Annotated in this window: 13 protein-coding genes; 7 read left to right on the top strand and 6 right to left on the bottom strand. The window is 66.6% G+C overall.

Going from position 1 to position 17,149, the window contains the following annotated elements; all coding sequences use genetic code 11:
• Positions 1-144: 144 nt before the first annotated feature.
• On the top strand, positions 145-348 hold the full coding sequence (locus B9A95_RS01370) for a hypothetical protein (RefSeq protein WP_084045180.1): 204 nt from the start codon (positions 145-147) through the stop codon (positions 346-348).
• A gap of 58 nt (positions 349-406) precedes the next feature.
• The gene (locus B9A95_RS01365) at positions 407-682 is read left to right on the top strand and encodes an ATP-grasp domain-containing protein (protein WP_139806359.1); all 276 of its coding nucleotides are present in this window, start codon (positions 407-409) and stop codon (positions 680-682) included.
• A 303-nt stretch (positions 683-985) separates the two neighbouring features.
• Here B9A95_RS01365 and B9A95_RS01360 read toward each other — a convergent pair whose 3' ends face one another.
• From B9A95_RS01360 to B9A95_RS01350, 3 genes are all read right to left on the bottom strand, one after another.
• The gene (locus tag B9A95_RS01360) at positions 986-1,414 is read right to left on the bottom strand and encodes a globin family protein (protein WP_212648216.1); all 429 of its coding nucleotides are present in this window, start codon (positions 1,412-1,414) and stop codon (positions 986-988) included.
• A complete protein-coding gene (locus B9A95_RS01355; protein WP_084045178.1) occupies positions 1,411-4,956 on the bottom strand; it encodes an ATP-binding protein in 3,546 nt (1,181 codons plus the stop codon). Before B9A95_RS01355 ends, B9A95_RS01360 begins: the two co-directional genes overlap by 4 nt.
• 837 nt (positions 4,957-5,793) lie before the next feature.
• Entirely contained in the window at positions 5,794-7,146 is a 1,353-nt protein-coding gene (locus B9A95_RS01350) for a fibronectin type III domain-containing protein (protein WP_139806358.1), read from the bottom strand.
• A 279-nt stretch (positions 7,147-7,425) separates the two neighbouring features.
• On the opposite strand from B9A95_RS01350, the gene B9A95_RS01345 reads away from it, so the two are divergent.
• Both B9A95_RS01345 and B9A95_RS01340 read left to right on the top strand, forming a co-directional pair.
• Positions 7,426-8,211, top strand: a complete 786-nt coding sequence (locus B9A95_RS01345) for a carboxypeptidase-like regulatory domain-containing protein (RefSeq protein WP_084045176.1) — start codon at positions 7,426-7,428, stop codon at positions 8,209-8,211.
• Between the two features lie 322 nt (positions 8,212-8,533).
• Positions 8,534-10,642 (top strand): tetratricopeptide repeat protein, encoded by a 2,109-nt coding sequence (locus tag B9A95_RS01340; RefSeq protein ID WP_084045175.1) that lies wholly within the window; start codon positions 8,534-8,536, stop codon positions 10,640-10,642.
• Between the two features lie 336 nt (positions 10,643-10,978).
• Here B9A95_RS01340 and B9A95_RS01335 read toward each other — a convergent pair whose 3' ends face one another.
• Positions 10,979-11,245 carry a GlsB/YeaQ/YmgE family stress response membrane protein gene (locus B9A95_RS01335; protein WP_084045265.1) on the bottom strand — a complete coding sequence of 89 codons (267 nt, stop codon included), beginning with the start codon at positions 11,243-11,245 and terminating at the stop codon, positions 10,979-10,981.
• A 505-nt stretch (positions 11,246-11,750) separates the two neighbouring features.
• Between B9A95_RS01335 and B9A95_RS01330 the strand changes: the two genes are divergently transcribed.
• Positions 11,751-12,002 carry a hypothetical protein gene (locus B9A95_RS01330; protein WP_084045174.1) on the top strand — a complete coding sequence of 84 codons (252 nt, stop codon included), beginning with the start codon at positions 11,751-11,753 and terminating at the stop codon, positions 12,000-12,002.
• Positions 12,003-12,714: 712 nt separating this feature from the next.
• Here the strand turns inward: B9A95_RS01330 and B9A95_RS01325 are convergent.
• Positions 12,715-13,359, bottom strand: coding sequence for an NADPH-dependent F420 reductase (locus B9A95_RS01325; RefSeq protein ID WP_212648215.1), 645 nt, complete (start codon positions 13,357-13,359; stop codon positions 12,715-12,717).
• A gap of 71 nt (positions 13,360-13,430) precedes the next feature.
• Between B9A95_RS01325 and B9A95_RS01320 the strand changes: the two genes are divergently transcribed.
• The gene (locus tag B9A95_RS01320) at positions 13,431-14,003 is read left to right on the top strand and encodes a TetR/AcrR family transcriptional regulator (protein ID WP_170928367.1); all 573 of its coding nucleotides are present in this window, start codon (positions 13,431-13,433) and stop codon (positions 14,001-14,003) included.
• A gap of 249 nt (positions 14,004-14,252) precedes the next feature.
• On the opposite strand, the gene B9A95_RS01315 is transcribed toward B9A95_RS01320, so the two are convergent.
• Positions 14,253-15,497, bottom strand: a complete 1,245-nt coding sequence (locus B9A95_RS01315; protein WP_084045172.1) for a glycoside hydrolase family 1 protein — start codon at positions 15,495-15,497, stop codon at positions 14,253-14,255.
• A gap of 834 nt (positions 15,498-16,331) precedes the next feature.
• Between B9A95_RS01315 and B9A95_RS01305 the strand changes: the two genes are divergently transcribed.
• On the top strand, positions 16,332-17,033 hold the full coding sequence (locus tag B9A95_RS01305) for a histidine phosphatase family protein (RefSeq protein ID WP_084045170.1): 702 nt from the start codon (positions 16,332-16,334) through the stop codon (positions 17,031-17,033).
• Positions 17,034-17,149: the final 116 nt, after the last annotated feature.

Below are 17,149 nucleotides of genomic sequence, written 5' to 3'. Positions count from 1 at the left end.
GGCATACGCGCCCCAACTGGTTTCAGGGCGCGTATGCCAGGGGAAGCAGCACCCGAATCAGGACTTACACGGCTCCAGTACCGTGGGCGAAACGCGGAGGTGAAAAGGCACTACCCTGACCGCATAAGCGCACGCCCCACGGGAGTGATCGTCGATGGAGCGCGCGACCAGGCGGATCACTTTCCCGATGCCGAGGTCAAGCGTTGCCGCCTCCAGACGGCGCAGTGGCAGATGGCCGCTCAGCAGCTCTTCCTGCTTCATGAACAAGGCCGCACCCGCGTCGACGGCATTCTGTGGCGCGTCGGCGCGATTCGGCCAGACCCCCGTCACCGCGTGGTGCTGGACTGACGCAGCCCCCTGCGTCAATCCAGCTGCTGCCCTTCCGCGCGGATTTGACCACCTGTCCATGCGGGCTGAAATGCAAGCCATCGGCCTCCCCCTCCTTCCGCAGGAGATCATTCTGGGTTCAGACCTGCTCGAGCATGCGGAGCCGGCCCTCCCAAACGTACTGGAAGTGGGGACTTACCACGCTGGGTATGGCAAAGCCGTCATCACGGACCACGCGACCTGGGCAGACGTCCGCGATCTCACCTGGACGGCGAACGATTACGTCACGCCGGAACCTTTCGTGGGGATGTCCGTGACCTGCGGTGTCTGGCGGTCGGCACCGGTATCTGGGTGATGGCGCGGCGCAGCAGTTCGTGGAAAGCCAACCGAGACACGCATGACTACGCCTTGATCAAGCCGCCCGCCGCACTGATTGAGTGAGCCGCGCAAGCCCTGGAATTCATTCCTGGGGTGGGCGTGTGCTGTTGTCTCCTGACCGGCTTTTCACCTTCGGTCCGGGGGCGTCTCGCGCACCGCCTCACGGAACAGATAAGCATTGAACGGAGCAGGTGGCGGGTTACAGCCCGTGCACCCCGCCACCTTGGCCTACACGCCGTAGAAAATGCGCCGCGCGGCGCTGCAACCTATGTGAGGGCCTTTATCCGTTCGTGCCGCTCAGCATCTCCCGGGCGATGACCGCGTAGGCCGCCTCCCAGGCGCCGCGCACCTCGGGGGTGAAGCCTTCGCCCAGCGCCTGCTCCAGCGCCCACAGCAGCGCCTCGCTTACGGTCGCGTAGTGTTCGGGGCGCACGCCGTAGTCTGCGTGGCGCTGTCCCAGGCGGCGCATCGCGGGGCGCAGGGCGGGCAGGCGCGTCAGGTCACCCGCGAACACGTCCAGGGTGTCTACCAGCTTGCGGCCCTGCGCAGCCATGTCACCCAGAAACAGGGCGCGCAGCGACGGATCAAGGGCAAAGAGACGGTCGTAGAACAGGCCGGCGACCTCCGACGCCTCCGGAAGTGCCCGTGCGAGGCTGCCCTGGACGAGGGCCATCTGCTGGGGGGTCAGGGACGGGGGAAGGTCGGTCATGTGGGCCCTCCGGGGGCGGCCCAGAGGGCCAGAAAGGCAGCCTGCGCCTCTGTGGGCAGGGTGGCGGCAAGGCGTGTGAGCAGCGCCCTCGCTTCTGGGTCAGGCAGGGCAGGTGAGAGGGCGTGGCGCAGCGCGAGGGCGTCGAGCGGGGGCAGGCGGCCCGAGGCGAGCAGGTCTCTCGCGGTTTTGGCGTCCTCAGGGACTTCCCGCGCCCGCAGGCGCACGGCGAGCAAGCTGGCCTGAAGGGCGGGTGATGCCGCGTCCTGCAACGCCTCCTCCAGCGCGGCGGCGCGGGCGCCCAGGGCCAGCTGGACCCCGGCCAGAAGCGCGCGGGCGAGGTCGCGGTGCAGGGGTTGGTTCAGGTGCCCGGCTTCCCGGGCCGCAAGCAGGGTTCGCAGCGCCTGGTCCGGCTGGCCTGTGCGCCCGTACAGCCGCGCTTCCTCCACGGCGAGGAGGCCGGGCAGGTCCTCGGCGAACCGGCCTTGCACCTCGGCCAGCAGCTCACGCGCGGCGGCGAGGTCCCCCGTCAACGTCCGCAGCCGCAGCAGACCCAGTCGGCGCACAGCCTGTTGGTCGCGCTGACCAGCCGCGTCGGCCTGCGTGATCGCCGCCTCATAGGCGCGCGCCGCTGCCCCCAGGCGTCCGCGCAGCAGTTGCACCTCCGCGAGGCGGTGCCCGAAGTCGCCCTCGCCGCGACGGTCCCCCGTGGCCTGCACGAGGTCCAGCCCCTCGTGGAGGGCACTCAGGGCGTCGTCGAGCTGTCCGGCCTGGGTATAGAGTTGCACGAGGTTGGTCAGGAAGGGCTTTTGCAACACCACGTCACCGAGGTGCCGGGCGACCTCCAGTGCCTCGCGCAGCCGGGCCGTTCCGCCGGCGAGGTCGCCCGACAGCACCGTGATCCTGGCTCCGGCGTTGAGCATCACGGCGCGCGTGCGGGTGGGGGAACTGGGAAGCAGCGCCAGCCCCGCAGCGTTGTGGGAGCGGGCAACGGCCAGATCGCCGCGCCCCAGGGCACTGTAGGTGAGGTTGTTGTGGGCCGCTGCTCGGCGCTCGGCGCTCACGCCCTCCAGGGCGAGCGCCGAGCGCAGGTGACGCTCGGCCCCTTCCGGATCCCCCAGACGCTGCAGGACCATTCCCAGGGTGGTCTGGGCCCAAGCCCGCGTCTCCGGCGGTGCCGCCTGTGAGGCCAGGACGCACTCGGCGGCGGTGCGCGCTTCCTCATAGCGGCCCTCGTCGTCGTGCAGGATGGCCCAGCGCAGGTGAACCTCAGGGGCATGGGCGGCCCCTTCGGGGGTGGCGACGAGCGCGTCTATCAGGTGCAGTTCTGCGGTGCGGGCGGTGCGGTCGTCCAGGTGACGCAGCAGGTCCGCCCGGCGCAACCTCCAGGTGAGCGCGTCGCCCGGTGGGGGACCGGAAGCGAGCGCGGCCTCCAGGTGGGCAAGCGCTTCGCGGAAGGCGAACACCCGCGCGGCTTCCTCCGCCGCCCGGACATGCCAGGGCGCGGCCTGCGCACCCAGACCGGCGCCGTCCAGATGGGTGGCGATCCGGCCCGGCGCAGCCCCCTGCGCCTCCAGCACGCCCGCAAACCGGCGGTGCAGCAGTCGGCGGCGTTCGGGCGAGAGTCGGGAAGCCACCGCCCGCCGCACGAGGTCGTGCGCGAAGGCGAAGCCGGGGTCGCGGACCTCCAGCACCGAGAGGCGGGTCAGCCCCTCCAGCTCGTCGAGCGCCTCCCATTCGGGCAGAGCGGCGGCGGGCGCGAGGTCATCGAGGGAAAATTGGCCCTCCAACACGCTTGCGGCGTCGAGCAGACGTTGCGCTGCGGGCGACAGGTCCTGGAGGCGGCGCAGCACCGCCTCCCGCACCTCGGGGGGCAGGGGCAGCTCAGAGTAGTCCTCGGTGGCCTCGTCGTAGGGCGAGCGCCACCCTGAGGCGTCCGCGTGCAGCTCGCCCGTCTCGAACAGGAAGCGCAGCGTCTCCAGTACGAACAGCGGATTGCCGCCCGTGGCCCGGTGCAGCCTCCGGGCGAAGAGAACAGCGTCCTCCCCCCCTGACAGGGTGCGGACCATGCCGCGCACCTCCTCCTCCGAGAGGGGCGTCAGCGGCACGGACCTCAGCAGCCCACCGCGGCGCAGCCCCGCCAACGCCGTCTCGGCGGGGCTGCCCGGCAATTCGTGGGAGCGGGCCGTCGCCAGCAGGCGCGGAGCCGCTGCCGAGCGTCCCCATTCGCCCAGCCCCCGTTCCTGTGCTCCTGGTTCCCCCGGATGCAGGCGGCGCGTGAGGTGGGCGAGCAGTTCCAGGGTGGAGGCGTCCATCCAGTGCAGGTCCTCAAACACGATGCAGCCGCCCGGTCCGGCGAGCGCGAGCAGCGCATGGACCAGGCCTTCCAGAAAGCGGGCGCGACCCTCGCCGAGCGGCCCGCCCGGAGTGCCCAGTTCGGGCACCAGGCGGCTGACCTCTGCCCGCCATACCGGGTCAAGGGCCTCAAAGCGTGCCCGTGCCCGCGGGTCCCCCAGGCCTGCGCGCAGGGCGTCCGCCACTGGGTACAGCGGCGTGCCGCGGGCCACCTCCTGCGCGCGGAGCACCACGGGCGGGCCGAAGGAGGCGGCGAAGGCGAGGGCGAGCCGCGACTTGCCCAGGCCCGGCTCGCCCAGGAGCACGGCGAGTTGCCCCTCCGCGTGTTCGAGTTCCGTCCAGGCGTTGGTGCGCCCCACCAGGGGAGGGTGCAGGGTGGGTGGATGCGGCGAGGAGAAAGGCGCGGTGAGCTGCGCTTCGGGCGCGGGAGGGGCAGACGGAGCCGGGGAGGCCGTTCGCGTAGAAGCCGGGCCCGGGCCACGCCGCGCCTGCTCGGCCACCCGCTGCGTCTCGGGGAGGGGTTCGAGGCCCAGTTCGTTTGCCAGCAGGGTGCAGAAGGCCGCGTACCGCGCCGCCGCCCGCTCGCGCTCGCCCAGCAGGCCGTGCAGACGGATCGCCTCGCGTTGGTGGAGTTCTTGCAGGCCGTCGCTCGCCAGCAGGGTGAGGTGGGCGTCCAGGGCCGCGCGCAACTTGCCCGCGCCCTCCAGCGCCCCAGCGTGGCGCTGCACGGCCTCCTGCCAGCGCTCGTGCAACCGGGTCCGCCGCGCTTCCAGCCACTCGCCGAACGGCCCAGCGTCCTCCAGCGGCGCGCCGCCGAGCAGCGGTCCCCGGTAGTGCGTCAGTGCTCCGGCCACATCGCCGTCTGCCACCGCCCGCTCGAAAGCAGCCACATCCACGGCCCACGCGCCTGCCGGGGTCACCTGCCGGGCACTCACCTCCACGTGCGGGCCCAGCGCCGTACGGGTCAGGCGGTACAGCTCCTGGCGCAGATTGTGCCGCGCGCTGTCGGGGGCGAGGTTTGGCCACAGCAGCCCGGCCAGCGTTTCGCGTCCCGATGCGCCCTCCAACGCGAGGTACGCCACCAGCCCCAGCGATTTGCGCGTTCGCAGGGGCACGGCGCGGCCCTCCACTTCCAATGCGGGAGAACCCAGCAGCCGCAGGGAGACGGGGGACGCGAGGGAGGAAGCCATCCTCACTTAGCTTACCGTTTGCCTTCCACGGTTTTCGGGTGTTTGTTAAAAAGGAAACTTTTTTGACTGGGCAGGGCGATTTTGAATCTGGTGGAGGGAAAAAGGAGTCGTGGGGAATGTCCTTCCAATTACGGCGTAATTCGGACAAATGGTTCCGTTTTTGACCCATGCAGGGGCTGGATGTGACCCGGTTTGGCGTAGATGGAGGGAAGCGCCGTTGTCAACCCTACGGGACGAAAACAGCCGTTAGGGATGGGGGCCCATTCGCCCGGGCAGAACTTCAGTGCGCCGCAGTTGAATCCTGATGCTCCGCCCGACCAGCCTGACGCCCGGGTTCAGTGGACCGGGTGGGCGGACGAGGGACGGGCCGCAATCCTGCGCACCGCGTCCCAGTCTCCTGCGGCCCCAAACGCCTCCTCAGCGCTAGCGCGAGGGACTTGCGGTCTGCGCGAACGTCCCGCCCGTCCTGGCCTCGCAGGCGCGGCAGACCGAACAGGTCGAGTTGCCAGGTGGGGGGCGCCATCCAGCGTCAGGGTAGCAAAGGCGGCCACGAAATGAGTCGCGGGAAAGGCCTTTCCTTCTCCTTCCCCACGCAGGCTCAAGGTCTTCCAACGGGTCGGCCACGAGCGGCGGCAGGACGGGCGTCGCTCGCACGGCATTCCACAGGGGCGTGACCACGCCATAGCGGGTGAACAGCACGGGCGGCAGGTGGAAGTGAAACGGGGCCGCGCCAAACAGCAGGCAGCCCGCGGGGGACCGGAAATGACGCGCGGGCGTGCCCCCACACGAACGGCAGGCAACGGGAGAACGCGCGACGCGCTTTTCGTTCCCCGGCCGTTACGGCATCAGTTTCCCGAGCAGGGTGGCCGTGTCGTTCTGCGTCAAGTTGCTTGTGGGCAGGCCGAGCAGAGTGAGCGCCGAGGAGGTCGCCGTGCCCACGCCTGACCTGGCCGTCGCCACCACGGCGCTCCCGGCGCTCAGCAGCGTCTCTGTGCCCTGCCCCGGCGCAAGGTCGGCCCGGTTGGCTCCCTTCGTCAGGGCGAGGCTCAGGCCCTGCGTGACTGTGTTCGCCTGGCCGGCGACGGTGTAACTCCCGTTGATGAGCCCCGCGTACGCTACCTTGTCCACCCCCGCGTACGCCTTGAAGAACGTCTGAACTGCCTCACCGGGTTCCGAGAGGGTCGAACCATTCGTGGCTGAAGTGCGGATAAATCCTGGCGAGAACAGCACGACCTTGCGGTTGGCGGTGTTCAGGTAGTCCTGGAGGTTCGCCACATCGTTGCGGGTCACGGGGCTGACGATGGTGTCTCCGGTGTACCACACCACACCGCTGTATTTCTTCATGGTGTCCGCGCTGGGGCCGTCGGGTTCGTCCTTCGCCTGCCCACTGGCACTGTAGGGCACGACCGCCACGTCGAAGACCTTGCCGGCCATCGCGGCGCGCATGAACTTGTCGCCGTCAGAGTCAGGCGCAGGACTGCTCGTGGGCCAGTTGTTGCCGCTGCGGTCGTCGTCCACCAGCAGCCACTTCTCCACCACGACGCGCACGTTCGCGGTCTTGGTGAGGCTCCCGTTCGTGCCCCTGACCGTCAGATCGTACGGGCCGACGGGCACGTTCGCGCCAACCGTCAGGGACAGCGTGCTGTTCGCTTCCGTGGGCTTGAAGGTGCCCGCGATCTTGTCGGTGCCCGTCCCCACCATCGCCCCCTCCAGCGTGAGGGTCACTGTCCCTTCCGGGTTCTGGGGCCGGGTGAGACCGATCGTGGTCGCCGAACTCCGACCCGGCCCGATGCTCAGCGTGTTGGGCGCGGCGCCCAGGGTGAAGTCGGGGTTGCCGGAAGCGGCGGTCGCGGCACTCTTTTCCAGTCCGCTGCTCGACCCGGCCGCGTTCGCGGCTTTGATGCGGTAGGTGTACGCCGTGTTGGGCGTCAGGTTCTGGTCCAACCAGGTCGTCGTGGTGAGGTTGTCCTTCAGCGTGGCGTAGGCCCCGTTGTTGGACTTGCGCTCCAGCACCACGTGCGCTCCCTCCTGCACGCCGCTCCAGTCGAGCTGCACCTGGGTACTGCCCTTGGCGGTCGCGGTAAAGGTCGTGGGGTTGGCGGGGATGTGCTCCGGCGCCGCACCGCCACCTCCACAACTCGCCAGCGCACCCGTAAGCATCAGCAGTCCGACCATTCCTTGTTTCTGCATGTTCATCCCTTCCTTTCGGGTGGCAAGGTACGGAAGGGTGGATGGCGAACGGATGGCAGGCCTGCCGCTCCGTCATCCTGAGGCCACACGGCGGAGACAACGAGTAAAACAGCGGTGGGCACGGTAACCGGCCGTGGCACGCCAACGCGTTGAAGTGGGGGCCGTGGCCCAATTGACGGCCCAGAAGGTTGACACCCGAATGACATCCGGCTCCCTCTACGTTGCCCTCACTTGAACGGGGCAGGCCCAAGCGGGTCTCGCCGCAGAAAGAGGTTGAAGATGCGAAACATACAGGTGCGGGGCGTGGCGATGCTCGTCGCGGTTCTCAGTGTGTGTGGGGGCGCCGGCGTGGGCTCCACCACAGTCTCTACGCCGCCGGATGACGCGGGACCGGGCAAGGCCGGCCAGGCGGGGCCATACACGATGACGGGCACGGTGAGGACCGAGAACGGCCAACCGGTTCCGGACGTGGAGGTCTACGCCGACAACACCCTGCGCTACGACATGAACGAGACCGGCGCGACAAACGCCCAGGGGCACTACCGCATCGCTCTGCCCCGCAACGAACTGGGTACCTGGCGGGGCGGGGCGATCCTCCACCGCGAGTACCACGGCGTGAACTTTCAGTTCGTGCTCGTGGCCGACGACCGCACGGAATTCACCGCCGAGAAGGGGGCCGTCCGCAACTTTACCTGGAAGCTGACCGGCAAGACGCCCGAGGGGCAGTTCTACGGCGGCTCGCTGTGGATGTACGGGGCTGTGGACGCCCCGGGCTTCGACCTGAGCCGCGTCGAGGTGACCCTGGTGCCGGATGGGCCGATCATCGACGGCAGCGCGGGCAAGACGGTCCAGGCCTTCTTGAACGGGTCGCAGATCAGGGACATTCCGATTGGCCGCTACAAGGTGACCGCGCGCTACCTGCCCGAGGACGGCCCGTCCCAGCCCGTGCTGATCGCCGAGCGCCGCCCTGCCGCGTACGCCCCCTCCATAACGGCGGACTTCGGGCGCACCAACACCCTCGGGAACGCCATGCAGTTCACCGTCAAGCTCGGCGCCGGGGAGTGATCGGGACGGACGGGCAGGCACCCCGGGGCCGCGTGCGGAATGGACGGCGAAGGATGCGGCGAATCAGGCGTGAAATGTCCAGTGGCACGTCCGGCGTATGGGCAGGACCGCCGACTCGACGACCTGAGGGTTGGGCTGCTCCCGATCCAGCACGGCTGGAAGTGGACAGTGGCGTGTGCTACCCCTGGCGCGCGTTCTTGAGTGACGCGTACTCCATGGTCATGCCCGATGCGAGGAGGGTGTGGGGCGTGCCGGTTTGGCTGTTCGGGCCACCCGGTACCCCGCCATGTGGCCATCATCCCCCCGGTGTCACCCTGCGGCCATGCGCAGAACACGCCGACCACTGGCCCTCGCCGCCGCCTTCCTCGCCTCGCCCGCCCTGGCCGCCGGGCCGTGGGTGTCGCTGAGCGACCAGACCATCCTGGGCCCCGAGGCGGAGATGCGCCAACAGGTTGGCAAACTCCGGACGGATGCCTGCAAGCCCGCTGTGCGCGACTACACGACCCCGGGCCTGCCCCCGGGCGGCGGCCTCGACATCGACGCTGCGATCAAGTCGCTCGAAGACATGCTCAGGGCGATGGCGCCCGGCGCCCAGGGCCGCGAGGCCGTCGAGCAGTCCCTGAAGCAGCTGCGCGAGCAGAGGGAGAAGGGAACGAAGGTGCTGCCCCTGCCCGTCCGCCGGGACAAGGGCGCGATGACCTTCGAGACCGCGATCAAGACGGCGGAAACGTTGGTGAGCGCGCCGGGCAAGAAGGCGGCGGGCGGCACCTCGCCGGACGTGGCGGTGGCGCTGGCGGCGGAGAGTCCCCGGGCAGCCCTGGCTCTGCTGCTCGCCGGACACCGCGCCAAACCCAGGGACGCGATGACCCTGGTCAACCTCGCGGGCGTGCTGACGCTGGCAGGGCTGCCGCGCGAGGCCATCGCGGTGCTCGACCGGGCGGGGGAGCTGGGCGGCAAACTCCCCGCCCCCGGCGGGGTACCCGGCCAGGCCATCGCCCTGACGAACCGGGGGCACGCCTTTTTGGGGCTGGGGCGCTGGAGTGAGGCCCAAACTCCCCTGAAGCAGGCCCTGTCGCTCGCCCCTGACCTCTCCGAGGCGCGCGTAAACCTCTCCAAGGCCCTGCTGTGTAGCGGTGACGTGACGGGAGCGACGCGCGAACTGCGAACTTCTCTGCGCCGCACCGTGACCCCCGAGGGAAGCGACCTCATCCTTACGGAGGACACACCGGGCACGCACGGGGACGCCCTCAAGCCGCGGGAACAGGCGTCCACCCGGCGCCCGGCCCGGACGATGTTCGACCTCTCACGTGGAGTGACCTTCGACCTGCCGCAGCTCAAGCTGCCCAGAAACCGTCAGGAGGCCGTCGTGCTGAACAAGAAGTACGAGGCCCTGGAGCGCGAGGGGCACGACCTTCTGAATGCCCTGCACGCACGGGCGGTCGCGCCGAATCTCTCGCAGATGCTTGATCCCGGCGAACTGCGCTGGTACAAACTCGTGAACGGGGCCATCAACACCTCGGTCTTTGAGCCGGAGGTCTGGCCTGCCTATCAGGCGGCGTACCAGGCACACTACGCGGTGGAGAAGGCCCGCCCCGCCCTGACGGACGCCCGCAACAAAACCATTGAGCGGGGCATCGCCGCGCTGTCCGCTCCCATCACCTGCGAGATGCGGAAAAAGGTCTACGACGATGCGGAGCAGACCTATATGGACGCCTTCCGGCCCTACGTGAAGGGTCAAGAGCAGGCGATGGCGCGCTTCGTGTCAGCGCGGGTGAAGCTCGAGACGGCGCTCGCCGCCAACATCCCGGATCCACGGGTGCGGGCAGCGCGGCGCGCGGGCATAGAGGCTTCGGCCAAGGCCTCGTTCTACGGCCCGGTCGTGTACGCAGCCATCCTGCTGAGCGACGTGACGGACCTCGATACCGTGTGTGCCGGCGCGCTGCCCAATGTGCCCCTTGACCTCGCCGAACTGCCCAACCTCGGCGCGGACCCCTGCGGAGGCGTGTTCTCCAGCATGAAACTCAAGTCCAAAGTGCCCTCGGCGGCCCTCAAGGGGCAGGGCCTGGGACTGAGTTGGTCGCTGAGCTGCAAGAAGATTGACATCGAACTCTCCACGTCGTCCCTGATGGGCACCGACTGGCTGGGTGGGTTCGCCTCGGCAAGTCTGGACTGGAACGGCAACGCGACGCTGTTTACCGGGGTCAAGGCGGAGTTGAAAATTCTCAAAGGGGTGCCAGCGACCGGAGGGATTGGAACCAAGGAGGGCGTGTACATCAAATTCGGGCAAGACGGCATTCAGGACGCCGGGATGCGCGTGGAACTCAAAGGCTCCCTAGGCGGGGGGCCGGACGCCTCCACCGGGCTGTGGGAGGGCAAGATCGAGCAGGAGTTCGGCGTGGCGGCGGCGGTGGCCTACTGGCGTGAACGCTGAGCCAGAGGCCAGCAGGGAGGGGAGGCGACGCGAGACGTGGGCCTCCCCTCTTCGTTGCCGTCTTACCATCATCTCCCTTTTTCCAGGGTGCGCGCAGCTCAAACACCTCAGGCCACCAGGAGAACTCCCTTTGACGCGAAGAAGCGGCCGGTCTTCAAAATCATCTTCAGCGCCTGACTCAAAAGGGCGCTGTATACCACCGCGGGGCTTTGCTCTCCTTGCTGCCTGCACTGCGCCTATACGCCGTCAATTGGTTGTGGTAATGACCCGTTTTCCAACACAACGTGCCACCCTGGAAGGGGTGGCACGTCTCGTGAAGGCGTGGGCCCAAGGGCTTTAGCGCAAGACGCGCATGGCCTTGAGGATGGCGATGAGGACAACGCTGCCGACAACGCCCCAAACGATGCTCATGAGGTTAAAGCCGTCTCCCGCGGCATTGCCGCCAAGGTGGAGGAGGTTGCCGAAGAGGAACTGTGCGAGGAGGCTGCCGACGATGCCGATGAGGATATTGGCGACGGCACCCTGCTGGCCGTCGGTCTTCATGACGAGGGAAGCGAGCCAGCCGCAGAGGGCGCCAACGAGGAGGGTGATGATCCAGGACATGCATGTATCCTTGCCCTCCGTGCCGCTGGACAGGCCCTGTTGGCCCACCTTCTCAAGGTCTGCGCAGGGCTTTCTAAACGATCTGGGCCTGTTGCGTCAGGTACCTGAGGGGTGCACGGACTTCTGGCTCGCGTACCGCCGCTCTCAGCGCCGGATGCAGAAGCCCGGCACGAAGGTGTAGGCCGTGTTTCGCGTGACCATGTCCCGAGTCATCAGGGAAGATCAGGCGCCCACTGAAGCCGCCACCTTTGTCCTGAATGACGGGCATCAGGATCCCAGGGGCAGCCCGCTCGACGCTGACGATCTGAACAGGTTGCTCTGCAATGAGGCCGCGAACAAGGGAGCGTGGACGGAGCTTATCAAGCAGAATGTGCGTAGACGTCCAGAGTACCGTTGGACAGGCGGTTCAACGCGCGCAAAGCGTCATACTGGAGGTTATCCCGCTTCACATCAAGCGCCAGCACCGGCCGAGTCCCCGCTCCCCCTCTTGAGAAAAAGGAAGTCCATGCACCAACTCACCATCACGTTTCCCGTCAAAACCGACCGCCCCATCTCACCTGAGGACCAGAAGGCGATTGAACGCCATGCTCTGGCCATGTTTGCCAACGCCATTCGGAATGCTGGCGCCATGGGCGATGTCGGTTGGGATGAAACGGTACCCGAGTATGCGCTTGCTGAGCCCATTACGGCTGTACTGCTGGCGCCTTTGGTGGAGGAAGTTTCCGGCAACCCTACAGACGTGCCCTCCGGCGTATAGATGTTGCAGAAGCGTCGCTTGAGACGCTCTTGTTCTAAACCGCTCCGTTGCCCTGGTGTACGGGAGTAGACGGACGCAGACGCCTGGATTTGCTGCGCGTTTGTCATGGCATGGGATCCAACTGAAGGCCCTGCAAGACGACCAAGGGAATCCCACGTTCCCTGCTCGGAACTCCCCGGCACGAAAAGGGCGTCGCGCTGGGCCGTTACCCCTGATAGGGATCGCAGTTCACCCGTGATGAAATAACGGGCCAACCCAAGTGGACGTGCACCGCAGAGGGATGTAACGGCTTATCCGGAAGCCGTAGGACAGCCTGAACCTGGTATGTCAAGTTGGCTGAGGTATTGATCCCGGCGTAAGTTCGCACCGGTTCTACCCGACTTGAGGCATGAGGAACGAGGCCAGCACACATGACGTCCCACCGTGATCCATACCGACTTATGCCGGGATCAATAGAGCATTTGTCTGAATTATGTCGTGAGCGCAAGGGCATTTATAGTATCTCTTATTCTTTTCAGTGCTTATTAAATTTCGCCCTGCTCGGTCAAAAGAAGTATTCTTTTTGACAAATGATCTCAATGCCCCTGAGGAAACGAAGAGGGCGGCCTTCGGCCGCCTTTGATATTGCGCATATTCGCCCGCTATGCACCGGAGGTTTAGACTATTCGCTGGGCCGCGAACGGGAGTCGGCCTCCTCCATTCGGGCCCGTCATCACTGCACGATTTTGATGTTGAACTGCGCTTTGCCCAGGCTGCCGTAGAGCCTCACCCATAAGGCGAGGAACATCTCCGTTCCTCGGGCCGTGCTCAAGTCACCCAGGTCGATCATGTCCCGCCATCCAAAGCCCTGCAGGAAGGCGCGCACCTGATCTTTGGCGTCCTGATCGTTCCCGCTCAGGAAGATGGTGTGGTCTCCGCCGTTCAGCAAAGTGGGGTTGAGCATCAGGTCTGCGGAGAGGGTGTTGAGACTCTTGACGACTTTGGCTTCAGGGAAGGCACGTTGAATCTGCTCGGCCAGCGAGTCTTCATCTTTGACGAACAGTGTCGGTGGAAAGCCTTGCGAGAAGTCCAGCGGATTGGAGATGTCGATCAGGACTTTGCCTTTGAAGTTTTCGTAACCGGCGGCTTCGAGGGCCTGGAGAGCTGCCGTGCCCGCTGTGGCGTGGAAAAGGAGTTCAGCGTGCCGGGCGGCGGTCGTCGGGCTGGCAATCTGCAGGAGCTCCCCTTGCTCTGCGGCCCACTCGGTCAGTTTGTTGGGATCGCGGGTGCCAATCAGGACGTGGTGGCCCTTGTTGATGAGTGCGGTGGCGAGCGCTTTACCGACCGTGCCGGATCCGAGAATTCCAATATTCATCATTCGCTCCTTGAGGTAGACCTGTCTGTCTACTTACCAAGATGGTAAAGACAGGTCTGTATACTTGTCAAGAGATGCCCACCCGCAATGCCCGAGAGCACATCCTCCAAACCGCCAGCCAGCTGTTCTACCAGTCGGGCATTCGCGCCGTCGGCGTCGATACCATCATCGCGGAGTCCGGCGTCGCCAAAATGACGCTTTACCGCCACTTCCCCTCCAAAGACGACCTGATGGTGGCGTTTTTGCAGCGCACACACGACCTGATGATGCAGTGGATGGACGAACAAACCTCACCACACCGGGGCAACCCCCAAAGAATGCTCGAGGCCATATTTGAAGGAACACAGCACCTCGCCGGGAGCGTACAGTGCCTTGGCTGCGCCTTCCTAAATGCCGCTTCCGAATTCCATGAATGGAATCATCCGGCACACGAGCAGGCCAGAAAGCACAAAGAGATCCTGTTGGACTACTTTGGGCGCTTGGCCCATGAAGCTGGCATGCACCAACCCCAAGTCCTGGCAGGCAACTTGCTGTTGCTGATGGACGGAGCTTGGGCAGCAGCACGCACGTTTGGCCCTCAGAACCACGCTTCCCACGTCGCCAAAGCGGCCCACATCCTGATTGCTGCGCATACCTCAGCCGACTGACGCTTCGGACGACCAGCAGCATTTGTCAGCTGTGGTGGAGCGGCAGCCGCTTGAACAAATCAAGCCAGTCCTGTCCGTTTGATCCCTAGGCACCACGTCCTGAGTTCATAGCCCTGGAAAGGTTCTCCGGGATCTCTGGTCGACGTCATTGCGGCTGCACTGGCGCGCCGGACCTCCCTCACGAGGGCGACCTGCGTCGTGCCGACATCGGCAGGCTGAAGGCGGGGGTGGGCCCGGCCTGCCCCAGGTTCACGACCAGTCGCGGTCCGGCTGAAGCTGCAACTGCTGGGCGGCAGCGCGCACCTCCTCCAGATCAACAGGATCGCTGAAGGGATCCTCGTCGAGGACGGTGACCCGGTTGAGCAACTTCTGCCAGCGCCGCAGCTCGTCGACGTAGGGGATATAGGGCTCGCGGCGCAGGGCGTCTCCCTCCGGCACCAGATCGCAGATGCCATTGTGAAGCCAGGTGCCTTTGTGCCAGTCCGGCATGTCCACGGCGGGAAAGAGACAGACCCCGTGCAGGTCGATGCCGCGCGCCATGGCCGCCAGCGACTCCTGCATCACGTCGTGGAGCCAGGCGGGGCGACCCTCGCCCAGGCCGCTCGTCTCGGCGATGACGATCGGGCGGCGGTAACGCTCCCACACCACCTTCAGCAGTTCCTCCAGCGGCTCGATCCGCTCGTCGCGCGGCCCGAGGGCCTGGTGCGGTCCCCGCTCACGGTATTCCATCTGGCCGAACGAGTAGCAGTTGACCCCCACGATGTCCAGCACCTCGGGCCCGCCGCCCCACTCCGGATGGAGCCGCCCGGCCAGAATGTCCCACGCCACGAAGGTGTCCTCAAAGGTCTCGCGCCGCGCCTCATCGGCGAGGTCGGGTCGGTCTTTGGGCGGCACCACGTAGACCAGCGGATCGACGTTGACCATCCGGGCCTCCGGAGCGATGTCGCGCAGGGCGTGGACCCCGGCTATGGCCGCCCGACAGAGCGAGAGCCGCAAGGCGAAGCGGTTGTCCTTGCCCGTCAGGTAGGGCGCGGCCCAGCCCCATTCCCCAGCGCAGAACGAGAAAAAGGTGATCTCGTTGATGGGCGTGAAGAAGGGAGAACCCGGTGTCTTTCCTACCACGTAACGGGCCGCCGCGCGGCAGTAGCGGGCGAATCGCTCCGGGAACTCCTCAGAAAGTGGATCGAGGTCGTCCGGGTAGCCGTAGTGGCACAGGTCCCAGATGGGCATGATCCCGTGACGGTTCATTGCGGCCATCATGGGATCGAGCCGAGAGAAGTCGAAGTCCCCGTCCTGCTCGACCAGAGGCCAGGGAATGCCTTCCCGCGCCACAGCAATGCCCAGGCTGCGCAGCACCCGGTAGTCCTCGTCCACGCAGCGGTCGTGCTGCGTCTCCGCCACGAGGTCGCGCCGACCCCGATGTTGCCAATGAAAGGTGGAGCACTCGAAGCCCGACAGGAAGAAGGTGGGAAAGAGCCCAGGGCTGGAAGTCATGGTGAAGCCTACTGCGTTTCCCAGAGCAGACCCTGTTCCTTCCCTTTGGCCCTTCCTTTCGGGTGTTGGCTCCCGACGCGGAACCCTGGTCATGGGGCACACGCGCCGGGCATGGAAACGGCGCAACTCAGGAGAGGACGGAACGACGGCGGTCGAGGACGATCTTTTGTCCTCCAAGGGTAGGTAAGGCCGAATACAGGTTTGGAGAAGGAACTCCGTCCCGCTGCCAGCACTTCTCCGCCGTGATCGGCGGTGCCCGTACGCGGGCCGCGTCCGCAATGCCCCGAGTTCCCACTGTCCTCAGGCTCGGCACTCAAGTGAGGCCGCGCCTGGGAAAGACTCGCCCCAGAAGGCAGTTTATGAAGCCTGAACCGATCAAAACGGCCGTGGTGCCGATCGAGTACCAGAACGGCGTCATCACCGAAGGCGGCAAGCGTTCCGCACCTCAGTGGTTCTCTTCGCCAGGGCCATCTACGGCGAGCTCGTACGTGCGCCAGCCTGCACCTCCGCCGCCCAAAGCGGGGATGGTAAAGGGTGAATACGCTCCGGGGTTGTGATGTTCCCCGCTGAAGTGGAGCAGAGCTGCTACGCCCTGCGAGCTCAGCGCTTCGTTGCGGATACGGATGGCGAGATCGCCAAGGCCCAACGCGTTGGATTGACGGAATGCCTTAACGGCATAACCACAAGTGGAAGTGCCGGCTGTGCATGCCGTGGGCCCGTTCCGGAACGGGCCAATCATCTGTTGCGCGCTGAGCGAGCAGAATTTCCAAGGGGGCAGCCATGGGCCGTCAGGTGAGAATCCGTCGGCGGGAGGCGCCGTGTTAGCTTGCCCGGGTGAAGCTGCTCCTCATCCGGCATGGCCAGTCGAGAAACAACGCCCTGGAACGGGAGCCGGGCGACCTCCAGGACAGGCTGGCCGATCCGCCCCTGACGGAGCTGGGGCAGCAGCAGGCCTCACGGCTGGCCGATTGGGCGGTTCGGGATGACCTCTTCCAGCGCGTCACACACCTCTGCACGAGCCTCACCACCCGGGCGGTGCAGACCGCAGCGCCCCTCGCCCAGACGCTCGGTCTGAAGGTTCGCGGCCTTGCTCAGGCCTACGAGTGCGGCGGCCTCACCACCGGCCCGGCTGGAGGCTTCACCCCTGTGACTGGGCGAGACCACGGCTCCCTCCGGAACGACTGTCCTGCCCTTGTCTGGCCGGAAGACCTTCAGGGCCGGGCCTGGGACGGTGGAGCCGAGCCCTGGGAGCACACGCGCTTTACCGCGCGGGCCGCCCACGTGACGGCCGTCCTGCGGAGCCTCGCGGGTGAAGCGGACGCCTTGGCGCTCATCACCCACCACGATTTCGCCCAGCACGTTCTGGCGGATCTCCTGGGTCTGCCCGCGCCCGATGGGGGGGCGCTGACGTTCCGACTTCACAACACCGGGACTGCGTACATCGAACTGCGCCCCGACGGCCCGGGCCCAGGCACCCGGCTGCTCCACTGGATCAACCGAACGGATCACCTGACTCCGGACCTGGTGACGTGGTGACCCTGCCGTTGCGTCGTGGAGCGTCGCTCGGCCTTCCGACCCATCCCCGGCCCCTGCTGTGTCGACCGCGCACTGGAAGTTCCCGGCTTCCGCACGCCCCCTCCGCGTCCCACAGT

Origin of the sequence: Deinococcus hopiensis KR-140 (assembly GCF_900176165.1) — a bacterium.
Classification (GTDB): Bacteria; Deinococcota; Deinococci; order Deinococcales; family Deinococcaceae; genus Deinococcus; species Deinococcus hopiensis.
This window is presented reverse-complemented; position numbering and strand designations above follow the sequence as displayed.

What these genes read in the sequence shown, in the direction of transcription:
- B9A95_RS01345 (WP_084045176.1), top strand. Translation starts at nt 7,426, where the DNA reads ATGCGAAACATACAGGTGCGGGGCGTGGCGATGCTCGTCGCGGTTCTC.
- B9A95_RS01355 (WP_084045178.1), bottom strand. Translation starts at nt 4,956, where the DNA reads ATGGCTTCCTCCCTCGCGTCCCCCGTCTCCCTGCGGCTGCTGGGTTCT.
- B9A95_RS01360 (WP_212648216.1), bottom strand. Translation starts at nt 1,414, where the DNA reads ATGACCGACCTTCCCCCGTCCCTGACCCCCCAGCAGATGGCCCTCGTC.
- B9A95_RS01350 (WP_139806358.1), bottom strand. Translation starts at nt 7,146, where the DNA reads ATGCAGAAACAAGGAATGGTCGGACTGCTGATGCTTACGGGTGCGCTG.
- B9A95_RS01335 (WP_084045265.1), bottom strand. Translation starts at nt 11,245, where the DNA reads ATGTCCTGGATCATCACCCTCCTCGTTGGCGCCCTCTGCGGCTGGCTC.
- B9A95_RS01320 (WP_170928367.1), top strand. Translation starts at nt 13,431, where the DNA reads ATGCCCACCCGCAATGCCCGAGAGCACATCCTCCAAACCGCCAGCCAG.
- B9A95_RS01365 (WP_139806359.1), top strand. Translation starts at nt 407, where the DNA reads ATGCGGGCTGAAATGCAAGCCATCGGCCTCCCCCTCCTTCCGCAGGAG.
- B9A95_RS01340 (WP_084045175.1), top strand. Translation starts at nt 8,534, where the DNA reads ATGCGCAGAACACGCCGACCACTGGCCCTCGCCGCCGCCTTCCTCGCC.
- B9A95_RS01315 (WP_084045172.1), bottom strand. Translation starts at nt 15,497, where the DNA reads ATGACTTCCAGCCCTGGGCTCTTTCCCACCTTCTTCCTGTCGGGCTTC.
- B9A95_RS01330 (WP_084045174.1), top strand. Translation starts at nt 11,751, where the DNA reads ATGCACCAACTCACCATCACGTTTCCCGTCAAAACCGACCGCCCCATC.
- B9A95_RS01325 (WP_212648215.1), bottom strand. Translation starts at nt 13,359, where the DNA reads ATGATGAATATTGGAATTCTCGGATCCGGCACGGTCGGTAAAGCGCTC.